The 12,996-nt window shown below is 30.4% G+C and carries 9 protein-coding genes, 1 tRNA gene, 1 other RNA gene and 1 pseudogene; 7 read left to right on the top strand and 5 right to left on the bottom strand.

Annotated features, from left to right (window positions below; all coding sequences use genetic code 11):
- Nucleotides 1-25: 25 nt before the first annotated feature.
- The 4 genes and pseudogenes from BN2920_RS00265 (at nucleotide 26) to ffs (ending at nucleotide 2,521) form a co-directional block, all read left to right on the top strand.
- Nucleotides 26-115 (top strand) — tRNA-Ser (locus tag BN2920_RS00265).
- A 152-nt stretch (nucleotides 116-267) separates the two neighbouring features.
- Nucleotides 268-1,554, top strand: a complete 1,287-nt coding sequence (locus BN2920_RS00260) for a hypothetical protein (RefSeq protein ID WP_058293073.1) — start codon at nucleotides 268-270, stop codon at nucleotides 1,552-1,554.
- Nucleotides 1,548-2,000 (top strand): annotated as a pseudogene (locus BN2920_RS00255) (amino acid ABC transporter ATP-binding protein); the annotation flags it as partial. The gene BN2920_RS00260 and the pseudogene BN2920_RS00255, both read left to right, overlap by 7 nt.
- 254 nt (nucleotides 2,001-2,254) lie before the next feature.
- Nucleotides 2,255-2,521, top strand: an RNA gene (gene ffs, locus BN2920_RS20825) — signal recognition particle sRNA large type.
- A 314-nt stretch (nucleotides 2,522-2,835) separates the two neighbouring features.
- Here the strand turns inward: ffs and BN2920_RS00250 are convergent.
- From BN2920_RS00250 to BN2920_RS00230, 5 genes are all read right to left on the bottom strand, one after another.
- Nucleotides 2,836-3,327: a dihydrofolate reductase gene (locus BN2920_RS00250; protein WP_058293072.1), complete on the bottom strand. Its 492-nt coding sequence runs from the start codon at nucleotides 3,325-3,327 to the stop codon at nucleotides 2,836-2,838.
- A gap of 266 nt (nucleotides 3,328-3,593) precedes the next feature.
- Nucleotides 3,594-4,436, bottom strand: coding sequence for a thymidylate synthase (locus BN2920_RS00245; RefSeq protein WP_058293071.1), 843 nt, complete (start codon nucleotides 4,434-4,436; stop codon nucleotides 3,594-3,596).
- A 222-nt stretch (nucleotides 4,437-4,658) separates the two neighbouring features.
- Nucleotides 4,659-5,807 carry a methyl-accepting chemotaxis protein gene (locus BN2920_RS00240; protein WP_058293070.1) on the bottom strand — a complete coding sequence of 383 codons (1,149 nt, stop codon included), beginning with the start codon at nucleotides 5,805-5,807 and terminating at the stop codon, nucleotides 4,659-4,661.
- Between the two features lie 36 nt (nucleotides 5,808-5,843).
- Nucleotides 5,844-7,850, bottom strand: coding sequence for an oxidoreductase (locus BN2920_RS00235; RefSeq protein ID WP_058293069.1), 2,007 nt, complete (start codon nucleotides 7,848-7,850; stop codon nucleotides 5,844-5,846).
- A gap of 199 nt (nucleotides 7,851-8,049) precedes the next feature.
- Complete coding sequence (locus tag BN2920_RS00230) at nucleotides 8,050-9,681, bottom strand: PucR family transcriptional regulator (RefSeq protein WP_058293068.1); 1,632 nt, start codon at nucleotides 9,679-9,681, stop codon at nucleotides 8,050-8,052.
- A gap of 477 nt (nucleotides 9,682-10,158) precedes the next feature.
- Between BN2920_RS00230 and dnaX the strand changes: the two genes are divergently transcribed.
- The 3 genes from dnaX (at nucleotide 10,159) to recR (ending at nucleotide 12,966) form a co-directional block, all read left to right on the top strand.
- Complete coding sequence (gene dnaX, locus BN2920_RS00225) at nucleotides 10,159-11,802, top strand: DNA polymerase III subunit gamma/tau (RefSeq protein ID WP_058293067.1); 1,644 nt, start codon at nucleotides 10,159-10,161, stop codon at nucleotides 11,800-11,802.
- A 90-nt stretch (nucleotides 11,803-11,892) separates the two neighbouring features.
- A complete protein-coding gene (locus BN2920_RS00220; RefSeq protein WP_058293066.1) occupies nucleotides 11,893-12,231 on the top strand; it encodes a YbaB/EbfC family nucleoid-associated protein in 339 nt (112 codons plus the stop codon).
- Nucleotides 12,232-12,369: 138 nt separating this feature from the next.
- Nucleotides 12,370-12,966 carry a recombination mediator RecR gene (gene recR / locus BN2920_RS00215; protein ID WP_058293106.1) on the top strand — a complete coding sequence of 199 codons (597 nt, stop codon included), beginning with the start codon at nucleotides 12,370-12,372 and terminating at the stop codon, nucleotides 12,964-12,966.
- Nucleotides 12,967-12,996 lie beyond the last annotated feature (30 nt).

Genomic DNA, 12,996 nt, shown 5'->3' with positions numbered 1-12,996 from the left:
GAAAGTATAAATTTACAATATTAATGGAGAGATGTCCGAGTGGTCGAAGGAGCACGCCTGGAAAGCGTGTATAGGGGCAACTCTATCAGGGGTTCAAATCCCCTTCTCTCCGCCAAAGCATTATAATCCGAGCTCATTAGTGCCGATTGGCGAGGGGTTCGGATTATTGCTTTATATTTAACAGATAGAAAAACAGTCGAGTTTTACACTCTGCTGTTTTTCTGTCATAATCAGCATAATAAATAGCGTTTGAAATGGGGGGGGTTGATGGGTGATACAATCGTTTTTATGAGTGCATATGAAACAACGCGATATTCGAAATCTAAACTACTCTTTAAGCAGAAGCAACAATTTGATACGTTGTTGGAAAAACATCATCTGAACTATGTATTGATGGGTGACAAACTCATATCGTCAAAAGGAAAGTTAAGATTAAGTACAGAGTATAATTATGTCCATCAAAGCACTTCCTTTTCATTTAATCCTATCAATGAAAAACAAGATATTGAAGATTTTGAAGAAATTATAGAGAGCACAGGATTTTGCATGAAATTGCTCCATGCTCAATCTGTTTTAGCGGATTTATCATATTTTAATATCGACTCTCTAATCTGCATGGAATCTTTTCTTGTCCATATCGGTGAAAATTTTTTTCAGATTGACCCCGTGATATTTTCAATGAATAGAGTTTTAATAGTTACTTTTGAGGTCATAGACTTTAAAACAGGAATTCCGTTTAAAAGAGATGATGTTTTCGGCAAAATGGGTAACTATAATTTATTGACTGTCAACGAATATCAGTACTTTGGAGATGAAAGTACAACGTCATCTAATGATAAAATTTCAGAGATAATATATAACAATATTAGTGGCTTTTTCTCTGAAATGATTGGTAAAAGATTTGAGGCTCAGGAGTATTCATTTATACATAGTACGCTAGTTTTATCAAATGAAATTGACAATCTAACAGAATATTTTTGCAACTTAATAGGTACGAGAGAATTAGCGTCCCCACTCGAAAATATTAGCACTACGGAGAATTATGAATATTATCCCCAAGACGGTGCAAGTATTATCAAAAATTATAATCCAGATGACATTGATATTCCTTTATATAATGGAATTATGCTGGAGTCCATTAAATTATACGTATACCTATTTCAAATCATCAATGCAGATATAACACTAGATATGAACAAAGTTGTGCGTAATGATTTGTATTTGGAGAATTTATTTTTTGCCCCACAAGTACCTATTGAAACCCATAATCTACTTAGCTATATCTATAAAACCAAGTCGTATCAGTATCATAAAGAAGCAACTAGACTTAAAATTTCATATATGACCATCGAAAACGAATCAAAGAAAAACAGAAATGCGGTTTTACTCAACATTTTACTATATATAGTTTCGCTTTTGGGCGCTGTCGGAACACTTGAAACGCTGGAAAGCAAATTAAATATACCTTTCAAGTGTAGCTTTATTGTAGTGATTCTGGTTTTCCCTATATTGGGTGTAATTTGGGGCATTGTTGAGTGGCGGCGCAAGTTTTAGAAAATATGATACTTGCTCCAGTACAATTAAAAAAGATGAGCAAAGAAGAAGCTATTGAAAAAGCTTTAGAATTATTAGATAGGGTTGGATTAAAGGATAAAAAGGATGTTTACCCAGACACATTATCTGGTGGTCAAAAACAAATGGTTGCAATAGCAAGAGCTTTAGAGATGAATCCTAAAATTATGTTATTTGATGAACCTACATCAGCACTTGATCCAGAAATGGTAGGTGAAGTTCTTAAGGTTATGAAAGATCTAGCAGAAGAAGGAATGACAATGGTGATTGTTACACATGAAATGGGATTTGCTAGAGAAGTTGCGGATAGGGTTATATTTATGGATCAAGGATATATATTAGAAGAAGGAGATCCAAAGGAAATATTTACAGCACCTAAAAGTGACAGATGTAAGGAATTCTTAGATAAAGTAATAAATAATAATTAATGTATTTTATATACATTAATTATTATTTATTGCATAAAAGAATAAAATTTTAAAAACTTTCTAATTTTAAATTTAAGTATTTTTACAATTTCCTTGAATTTAAAATTCTTATATGTTATTATGAGTAAGTATCTAATAATGATACTGTATGTAGCAAGGATTTAATATGGTTTGATGTCCAAAAGGGACGTTACTTTAATAATTGAAAAAAATTAAAAAGTAATGAGGTGCAATTCCTCGGCATACCACCATTGCCATGCTAGATGGGGAGTTAGCGGTGCCCTGTAACTTGCAATCCGCTATAGCAAGGTTGAATTCCTCGCTTAGGTATAAGTCTTTTATAGTCTGACTTTTATAAGTGGTGTTGAGGACTGGGTCCCACGCAACTGAAGCCCATGAACCTCGTCAGGTCCGGAAGGAAGCAGCGATAAGTGGTCACTTCCGTGTGCCGTGGATTAATCTGGTCTGAGCTAACTGTAGAAGTAACGTATGGAGGGCTTTTAACGAAGCGAGGTGCATGGTTCTAACTTTGTTTTGAAATTAAAATATGATAAAATTAGGTTATTCTTCAATAGGATTAACAATATAGGACACAATAGGACAAGAAAGTGAGGGAATTTCATTATGGAATCCCTCATTTTCTTGTCCTATTTTATTTTTATATGCTTTTCAATCTTTCAAATGCCCATAGAATAAGCAAATTCTTAAGAATATATATTCTAAAATTCCTAAGAATTTATATTCTTAAAAATATAGATTCTTAGGAATATAGGAATATATATTACTTTTTATATAAATTGGATTTTTATATGGTATTGTTTTTTAGGTTAATCTATTATTTTCTAATGAGGTTAACAAATTTATAAGTAAAGCCATTTTTTTCATCATTAAAACTTTCAGATTCATATTCAATATTAAAGTCTTTATAGTTTATTTCAGGGAAATAAGTATCTCCCTCAAAAGAATGATTGATTTTAGTAAGGTATAGTTTATTACAATGTGGGAGGAATTGTTTATATATTTCTGCTCCGCCTATTATAAAAACTTCATCTTCTGAATTTAAATATTTTTTTAATATGGAATCAAAATCATGTTCTATTGCTACTTGATTTGAATCTACAGTATAATTTTTATCTCTAGTTAAAATTATATGCTCTCTATTTGGTAATACTCCAGGAAGTGATTCAAAAGTTTTTCGCCCCATAATCATTTTTTTCCCAGAAGTAATTTGTTTAAATCTTTTTAAGTCATCTGAAATATGCCATATAAGCTTATTATTTTTTCCTATGACATTATCATTTGCAATAGCTACTATTAATGATAGCATTTATATCACTCCTTTAATTTTCTTTGAAAGATAAAAATATCTAAAATGATGCTGGCATTTTATTGTTTTACCATGTTTGTAATCAATAAGTTTTATATGGCTATGTGTAAAATCATAGAAGTTTTTAATTTCATGATTAATTCAAGGTGCGCTATATTCCTAATTAATATGAACTTTCAATAATTGAATAATTTAATAGTTGTTGAAAGTAAGTTAAATCTATAACCTTATATGAATGCATAGCGACAACTAAATTACTTATGTCATTATATTCCTAATTCAAATTTTAATTGTGGTTTAACAGGCTCATAATCAATCATTTCAAAATCATCAATTGTGAAATCATAGAAGTTTGTTTTACCTTCTTTAAGTATTAGTTTAGGCTGTTTACTACTAGGTGTTCTAGATAATAATTCTTTTGCTTGTTCTATATGTCTATCATAGATGTGTAAATTATCAACAACATGCATAAAAACACCAGGTTTTAAACCAACATGCCTTGCTACCATCATCATTAATGCAACATATTGAATTTTATTTATATGACCAGCAGTGCAATAATCTGAACTTCTTTGATGAAGTGTTACATCAAGATAATCTCCTCTAACAGACCAAACTGTAAGGAATGCACAAGGATACAAACCAGCAGTTTCCTCAAAATCTGAATATTGATATAAATCTATAATATGTCTTCTAGTATAAGGCTCGTTTTCTAAGCCATTCAATAGTTTATTCATTAAGTCATATTTTTTTATAGTAGCACCATATCTTTGCCCAATCGTTCTAGTACCATTGATTTCCCAATCGGCCCACCACGAAATACCCATTTCCTCTAATACAGAAAGTTCATTTGAGGCCTTTTGATATATCCAAAATATCTCTTTGATACTAGATTTCCAAGCGATTGGTCTAAGTGTAGTAATTGGAAATTCTCCTTTAGATATATCATACTTTTCCACAACCTGATTTACATATATTGTGTGCGCTGGAGTGCCATCTTTATATTGTGGTCTTATTTTATGACCTTTGGTACTTATTCCATTAGTAAGAATATCATTTAGTGTATCTTTAAATAATTTATCTGTTTTTGATATAAAATGTGTTGTCATAAGCTCACCTCTAAATTAGATTTCGATAATATTATATCATAGTTAAATATTGAGTTATAATAAATGATTAATAACTGTTAGATAAAAGAGGGGGATATATATCACGAAAAAGCTCCACTAATAATTGCTTAATTCATAAAATTTAAAGCCCCCGAAAAATCGAGGGCTTTTTGCAATTCAATAAGATTAATTTGTATCTTTCAGAGAGAGAAATTATTTTTATTACAATTTCATGGAAATATTTGCTAGTTCATCTGATGATGCAGCTATTTCTTGTATGCTGGCAGAAATTTCTTCTGTTGCAGCTGTTTGTTCTTGGGTCGCAGAAAGTGAATATTGACTTTTATTATGTACCTCGTTCACTCTATTTTTTATTTCATTAGTTAATTGTTGAATTTTAGGTACAGTGCTTTTAGATTCATCAGATAATCTTCTAATTTCTTGAGCAACAATTCCAAAGCCTCTGCCTACTTCACCTGCTCTGGCAGCTTCGATAGCTGCATTTAAACCAAGCATCTTAGTTTCATTAGCCAGCTCTTTAATAAAGGAGCTTATATTATCAATTTCATTAGAAACTTCTATTATCTGGTCAATATCATTGTTAAGAAGCTGCTGATTTTCATGAATTGATGAAGATGAAGCAGTAAGCTCCTCAATAGTCGATGATATACCTGTAAGGCTGTCTTGAAGATTTTCAGACATATTACGTAAAGTTAACTCAGTTTGTTTTGGTCTAATAACATTCATGCTTCCAACAACTTCATTAGTTTCATCATCATGTAGTGGATAAACAAGAACTCTAACGGGAGAACCGTAATCTAATGTATCAATATCTACACGTTGGATTTCACCTGTTTCTATAGCTTTGACAGAAGTATCATCTACTGTTATATCAAAGCCGATATTAATAGCAGGCATATCAAATTTTGAGGAAGGTTGTTTTTCAACTATGTAATGACCATCAGATAATGAAAGAAAAGCCCCTTCTGGGAACATTTCAGTTATCATCGGTGCAAATTCTTTAAATGACTTTTCGATATTGTGTATCTTTGGAAGAAGTATTACAAATGCTCCATTACATATTCCTTCTTCATTTGTAATTGGAATTGAAGTGATTTTCATTCGAAATCCATAGACAGAAGCAGGAATATTTTCTGATACTACTTCTTTTTCTTTAATAGAAGCTTTAACTGAATTATTGGCACTAATATTATTTTTGATTTTTAATTCATATTCCTTAATGGAATCTGAGCATACTTGCCAAACAACTGTATTATTTTCTACAATAGCATATAAAGCCCACTCTTTAGTTAAATTAATTTGTATGCTTGATAAAGTTTTTATGCTATTTAATTCATTTATTGAAATCATATATTATTCCTTTCTTTTTTACATAAAAAAGTTTCATTAAATTCTTCTAGCTGCATGAAATCCCTCGTGTACAGCTTGCATTATCTTTTTCGGTTTATTTGTGTCTCCAACAGTAATAATTTCCATAGATGAACATTTTTCTCTAAGTTCATCTGTAAGATTTCTTACTGATTTTAATCCAAGTGCACATATAACTGCATCACTATTATAAGTGAATTCTGTTTCATCAAATGTACATTTTACATTTGTTTCGTTCATTTCAATGATTTGGTGATTTAATTTTTGTGTTACATTAAGCTCGGCTAATTTTGAATTAAGCACCCATTTTGTATATATAGGTAAATCTGGAGCAGCTTCAGGGAGCCTATCAATCATAGTAATGTTTTTTCCTTTTTCTGAAAGAAACATAGATACTTCACAGCCAATCATTCCTGCACCACATACTATAATGTTATCACCACTTGGAATGTTTCCATCTAATACTTCTAATGGATCATAGATTTTAGGATTTTTAGCTCCTTCAATGTTAGGTCTAAAAGTTTCAGCGCCAGTAGCAACAATAACTGTGTCAAATTTACCATCTTTAATGCCATCAGCAGTTACTTCTATACCGGTTACAATATTTGCTCCACATTTATTTACAGTGTTTATAATATAATCCTTATAATCTTTATAATCTTGCTTAAAGTCAGGAATTGCTACATAATAAAGAGCGCCGCCAAGACGATCTTTTTTTTCAAATAGAGTTACATCATGACCTCTTTCAGAAGCTGTTATAGCTGCTTGCATACCAGCAGGCCCTGAACCAATAACAGCAACTTTCTTTTTAATTTTAGCAGGAGTAATCTTAACAAAACTTTCATATTCTTTTCCTGCCTCTGGATTTATAGCACATGAGATTCCACAACTGTTCATTACTTCTCCTAAGCATTCGTTACAGCGTAAACATCTGCGGATTTCTTCTGGCTTTCCTAGAGCAACTTTAGAAGGATAATCAGGATCTGCTATAGTTTGTCTTCCAATAGCTATAAAATCAGCATCACCTTTTTCAATAATATCTTCACCCATTTCTGGAGAAATACCACATACTGCAATAACAGGTACATTGACAGATTTTTTTATTGCTGCCGCAAGGTTAACAAGAGTACCTCTAGGTGTATAATTTGGTGGAACCCACATAGAAGTAGCAACACCATTGCTTAAATTTTTTCCTTTTGCTGATTCTTTACCTTCCATAACAGTAAAGTACTTATGTAATCTTGAGTCCCAAGTACCAGCTGAAACATGAATAGCATCAGCTCCAGCTTCTGCTGCCCATTTGGCAAAAGTACATGCTTCTTTTATAGTAACTCCGTTTGGTACATCTTCATCAGCAGATAAACGGTATATAAGTGTGAAATCTTCACCAGCATGATTTTTTATAGATCGTATAGTTTCAAGGGCAAAGCGCGCACGATTTTCTAAACTTCCGCCATATTCGTCCTCTCTTCTGTTTGTATAACCTGATAGAAACTGTAATGGCATATATCCATGAGCTCCATGAAGTTCTACAGCATCGAAGCCACATTGACGTGCTCTTTTAGCGGCTAAACCATATTTTTCAATCAATTCTTTAATATCTTTTATGCTCATTGTTCTCGGATTATCATTAGGTAGCTGAAATGTACCTATGCCAGATGGTGAAATTGGCTGAATACCTGTAACACTTTCACTAGAAAAGCAACCTCCATGAGCTAATTGAAGGCAAGCTTTTGCTCCACCTGAGTGAACTGCATGAGGTATACGACTTAAACCAGGCATAAATTTACCACTAGTTATTTCGATTTCACCATCAATAACTCTTCCTAAAGGATCTGGGCAACAAACTTCTGTTATTATAAGCCCAACCCCACCATTAGCACGTCTTGCGTAATAATTTACAATGACATCAGAGACTGTTCCATCTGCAGCTGCAAGATTAGTCCCCATACCAGGCATAATCATACGATTTTTAAGTTCCATATTACCTATTTTCCCAGGTTGTAGAAGTTTTTTAAAATTCATTATCTGATCCTCCTTATATTTTTAAAAAATATATTAAAAGTTTTACAATTAATTAAATTCCATATAATATTTTCCTAATCCTTTGACATATGCAAAAATAGAAAGGAACTTTTTTGTTCAATATTACAAAAGGAAAAAGCTTACAAATAATTGGCTATTTGTAAGCTTTTTACCCTAGCAATATATGCTTATATTTAATTTATATACTTATATCATCTATTATAAAAGAGATATACATGTGTAATCTTATTAAAGGATTATCAAAATCATCCTCAATAATTTTACGAATTTTATTAAGTCTATAGCTTATAGTATTACGATGAAGATACATGGCATTGGCTGTATCACTTATGCTTTGATTATTATCAAAAAAATTTCTGAGGGTAATAATATATTCGCTTCCTTCTTTTTCATCAATTTTCTTTAATAGGGATAATGATTTACTTGTAATGCCTAAAATAGGATGCATTTTATTAAGATTCATCATCATATCATAAATTGCTATTTCATTATACAAATAAAAGAATTTCTGGGGGGGAATTTTGGGGATACAATCTACTATTTCACCAGTCCTTTTTGCTTGGTCATAACTTTTATTAATTAAGATTAATCTATCAACCGCATTACCTGCACTACATATAAGCTGTTCTCTTGTACTGATTTCACCTAATTCTTTGTACACATTCTTTAAGTCTTTTTTATCATCGAAGCTAATAATACAATATGATTTTTTATCATTAAAGCTATATATACAAAATGGAACTAGCCTTCTGATTTCATTTTTAACGCTATATAAATTTTCGCTTAAATTTTTTGATTCACTTCTATCTCGTATTTCCAAAACTATAAACCATTTTCTTATATTCCATCCTAGACTTTGGGCTTGATTAAATGCCATAGTCTCATTTGGTATTTTTCCTAAAAATAGTTCTTTTATAAATTCATTTTCTAAATCTCCTAAAGCTCTTGAAACCATTGCATTATTTGTGAATTTTACAGCAATAACTTCTGAAATCATCTGAAGTATTTGAAGGTCAGTTTCAGTTATTTTTTTATTGATCTCTAAAAGTGCAATATAACCTTCAATTCTATTTTCAGATTTTATCTCAGCTACAGCTCGTTTTACATAGGGAGAAAAAGCTTTACTGTCGACAAATAGGGGGCGACCGTTTTGAGTAAGCCTATGCCAAAATCTATTATAATCTGTCATATTAACTATATTAGATGGGCAATACTTATTGGACGTTATTATTTTCCAGATAGGATCATTAATTTCAAGTGATTTAGTATAATCAATAACTTTGTAACTTTTATCAGTTATTATCATAGGGTTTTTTAGAAGTTTGTATGCTATAGCTTCAATGTCGGTAATTTCAGCACTTTTATTTAATAAATTTATTAAATTTATATAATCATCATACAAAAGCTTTTGAATAAAATTAGACTCTTCATTGATATACTCATTTAATTTTATATATATATTTTCTTCTTTCATATTGGACTCAACTAAAACTACTGAAATATCAGTATGACTTTGAATAAAAGAATTTATTTTAGTCATCATATCTGGTAGAACAAAAGCTTCTGAAAAGATAATCACTCCAGGCAATTCTATATTTGTATCTAATTCCAGTAGTTCCTTAATATTAGAATAATTAAGTATTATTGAATGACTTTTTAAAAAGTTCCCAGTATGTACAGATTTACTTATGGAAATAATATCATTTATTCCAATACTAACAGATGAAATGTAAATTTTCTCATCTTCAGAGTGAGATATTATTTTATAAGTTAATTCAAGTTCTTTAAAAAAGTCACTTAAATTTATCATTTGCAGCACTACTCCTTTCTTGAGATTTTTTTATGCAATTATATATGTTAAAAGTAAAGCTTTTCCAAACATTAAACGGTAAGTTATATATATTATGGAAAAATTATCTTTTAATACATGATTTATAATATGCATATTTAAAAGTTATTTTCTAAATATAACTATCAATATACAATAATACCATAATAATTATGTTTTGAGTAAAATATGATATAATGATATATTAAGGAACTTATATATATGTCACATTGATATTATATATGCCTCTAAAAAATATTCTCTTTCTTACTTGGTTAATAATAGAATTATTGATCATAATTCTATAGAGTATTCTATTATTTCAACATGTACTTTTTAAAAACAAAGTGAACAACTTAATTTAGAGAATAATATAAATATTTGATTCATTTATACTAATCAGTATTACATTAGTGTATAATAATGATATATTTAAAGAAATAGAGAGGTGAGAGCCTTTTGGGTTACACAGCATTATATAGGGAATGGAGACCTAAGAATTTTGAAGATGTTGTAGGTCAAGAGCATATAACTACTACACTAAAGAATGAAATAATACATGACAGAATTGCACATGCATATCTTTTCTGTGGAACTAGAGGTACAGGAAAGACTTCGACTGCAAAAGTAATGGCAAAAGCTTTAAATTGTCTTGATTTAAGAGATGGAGAACCATGTAATGAATGCGAAATGTGTAGAAAGATAAATGATGGTTTAGCTATAGATGTAACAGAGCTTGATGCTGCTTCAAATAATGGTATTGATAAAATAAGGGATATAATTGATGATACCAAGTATCCACCACAAGAATCTAAATTTAAGGTTTATATAATGGATGAGGTACACATGCTATCAGTTGGAGCGGTTAATGCATTCTTAAAAACTTTAGAGGAACCACCTAAAAATGTTATTTTTATATTAGCAACAACAGATCCTCAAAAGTTACCTATCACAATTTTATCTAGATGCCAAAGATTTGATTTTAAGAGAATTAATCAAAAAGAAATATGTGCAAGATTAAGAAAGATAACTGATTCACAAAATGTTGAATGTGAGCAAAAAAGCTTAGAGCTAATATCTAGAGTTTGTGATGGTGCCATGAGAGATGCCTTAAGCATATTAGATCAAGCTATAGCAATGGGAGATAATGAAATCAAGTATGAGGATTTAATAAGTATACTTGGACTTGTCACAAATGAATATTTATTTGATATAACAAATGCTATTACGGATAGAAATATAGAAAAAGCTATGCTTATAGTAGATAAAATGGTTTATGCAGGTAAAGATATTCAATTGTTTATAAAAGATCTTATTAACCATTTTAGAAATTTATTAATGGTTAAGGTTACAAAAAATCCAGAAGAAGTACTTGATATGTCCATTGAAAATATAACTCTTATTAAAGAACAGGGAAGAAAAATAAGAGTTGAAGAAATAATGAGAATTATAAGGATTCTTCAGGAAGCTGAAAATAATTCAAAAATGAGTAAGCAAAGCAGACTATATTTAGAACTTTCAATAATAAAAATGTGCAAAATTGAATATGATACATCTAGTGAAGTGATTTTAACTAGAATAAATAAGCTAGAAGAAAATTTAAAAAGTGGGAAAATTCAAATTTTAGAAAATAATGATGGCTCAAGAAGTGAAAATCAAGAAAAAATGAATACTACTAATAACAAAGGGAAAAATACATTAAATAAAACTGTTGTTAAAAAAGAGGATTCAGAGCCTGAAGATGTAAACATTAATTCATCGCTTACAATTGATGATGTAGGAAGAGCATGGACTGAAATATTAGAAAAATTTAAGAGTAGAAGAGCCATGATAATATACGCATCTATTGTTACAGCTAAGCCTTATAGTTTTAAAAATGGCATAGTTACGCTTGAATATGATTCGACATATGCATTTAATAAAGCAAGACTTGAGAGGGAAGAATACAAAAAAATTGTAAATGAAGTATTCTCAGAAGCATTAAATGAAAATGTAGCTGTAAAATATATAATAAAAGAAGATGATAGTATAGAAGAAAATAAAGAACAGTTACTTAAGCAAAAATTAGATGGCGAAATACCTTTTGAGGTGTATGATGAATAGAGGATTAAGGTAAAGTTTAAAACTTGTGAATTGATAAAAGATGATTTATAATTAAAAAATGAGATTTAAGATATTAAGGAGGATTTTTTTATGGCAAGAGGTGGATTTCCAGGCGGATTTGGCGGCGGAAATATGAATAATTTAATGAAGCAAGCTCAAAAGCTTCAAAAACAAATGGAAGATATGCAAAAGGAAATGGAAACAAAAGAATTTGAAGCTTCTGTTGGTGGTGGAGCTGTAGTAGTAAAAGCTAATGGTAAAAAAGAAATAATTTCTATTAACATAAAGCCAGAAGTAGTAGATCCAGATGATGTAGAAATGATTGAAGATTTAATATTAAGTGCAGTAAATGAAGTTTTAAGAAAAGCTGAAGATGAAACAGCTAACAAAATGGGTAAGCTAACAGGCGGAATGGGCGGCTTATTTTAATTAAAACTAAATTTTATTTATGGCATACAGTAGATAGAAATATATTAATACTGTATGCTTTTTTCAATGATTACTTTATGATATATTAAAAAGCTAATAATATTTAGTTTTAATTTTGAAGGGAGATATGTAAATATGATGGATTTTTATCCTGTAGCCATAGAAAAGTTGATAGAAGAATTTGCGAAATTGCCAAGCATAGGGAAAAAATCAGCTCAAAGATTAACATTACATATTTTGAATTTGCCAGATGATGAAGTAAGAGAATTTGCTAATGCTTTGGTACAGGCGAGAGGTACTATTAAATATTGCTCTATATGTGGTAATTTTACAGATAGTGATCCGTGTGCTTTGTGTTCAAATCCTAATAGAGATAAAGGTGTTATATGTGTTGTTGAGCAACCAAAGGATATTATGACGATGGAGAAGGTTAAGGAATTTAATGGAGTATATCATGTTCTTCATGGAAATATATCACCTATGCAGGGGAGAGGACCTCAAGATATTAAGATTAGAGAACTAGTGGCAAGAATGAATGAAGATGTTAAAGAAGTAATTTTGGCCACAAATCCTAATATTGAAGGAGAAGCTACAGCTATGTATATAGCAAAGGTTCTTAAGCCATTGGATATAAAAGTAACTAGAATAGCAGCTGGTATACCGGTTGGTGGAGATTTAGAATATGCAGATGAAGTCACATTATCTAAAGCTTTAGAGGGTAGAAAAGAAATTTAAGGGACCCTAATAAATTAGGATCCCTATGAA

The organism is Clostridium neonatale, from assembly GCF_001458595.1.
Lineage (GTDB): Bacteria > Bacillota > Clostridia > Clostridiales > Clostridiaceae > Clostridium > Clostridium neonatale.
Note: the sequence above shows the minus strand (reverse complement) of the source record. Positions and strands in the feature narration are given on the sequence as shown.

Bases quoted from the DNA above. Each gene is read 5' to 3' on its own strand.
- recR (WP_058293106.1), top strand. From the start codon at position 12,370: ATGGATTTTTATCCTGTAGCCATAGAAAAGTTGATAGAAGAATTTGCG.
- BN2920_RS00260 (WP_058293073.1), top strand. From the start codon at position 268: ATGGGTGATACAATCGTTTTTATGAGTGCATATGAAACAACGCGATAT.
- BN2920_RS00220 (WP_058293066.1), top strand. From the start codon at position 11,893: ATGGCAAGAGGTGGATTTCCAGGCGGATTTGGCGGCGGAAATATGAAT.
- BN2920_RS00245 (WP_058293071.1), bottom strand. From the start codon at position 4,436: ATGACAACACATTTTATATCAAAAACAGATAAATTATTTAAAGATACA.
- BN2920_RS00230 (WP_058293068.1), bottom strand. From the start codon at position 9,681: ATGATAAATTTAAGTGACTTTTTTAAAGAACTTGAATTAACTTATAAA.
- BN2920_RS00240 (WP_058293070.1), bottom strand. From the start codon at position 5,807: ATGATTTCAATAAATGAATTAAATAGCATAAAAACTTTATCAAGCATA.
- BN2920_RS00250 (WP_058293072.1), bottom strand. From the start codon at position 3,327: ATGCTATCATTAATAGTAGCTATTGCAAATGATAATGTCATAGGAAAA.
- BN2920_RS00235 (WP_058293069.1), bottom strand. From the start codon at position 7,850: ATGAATTTTAAAAAACTTCTACAACCTGGGAAAATAGGTAATATGGAA.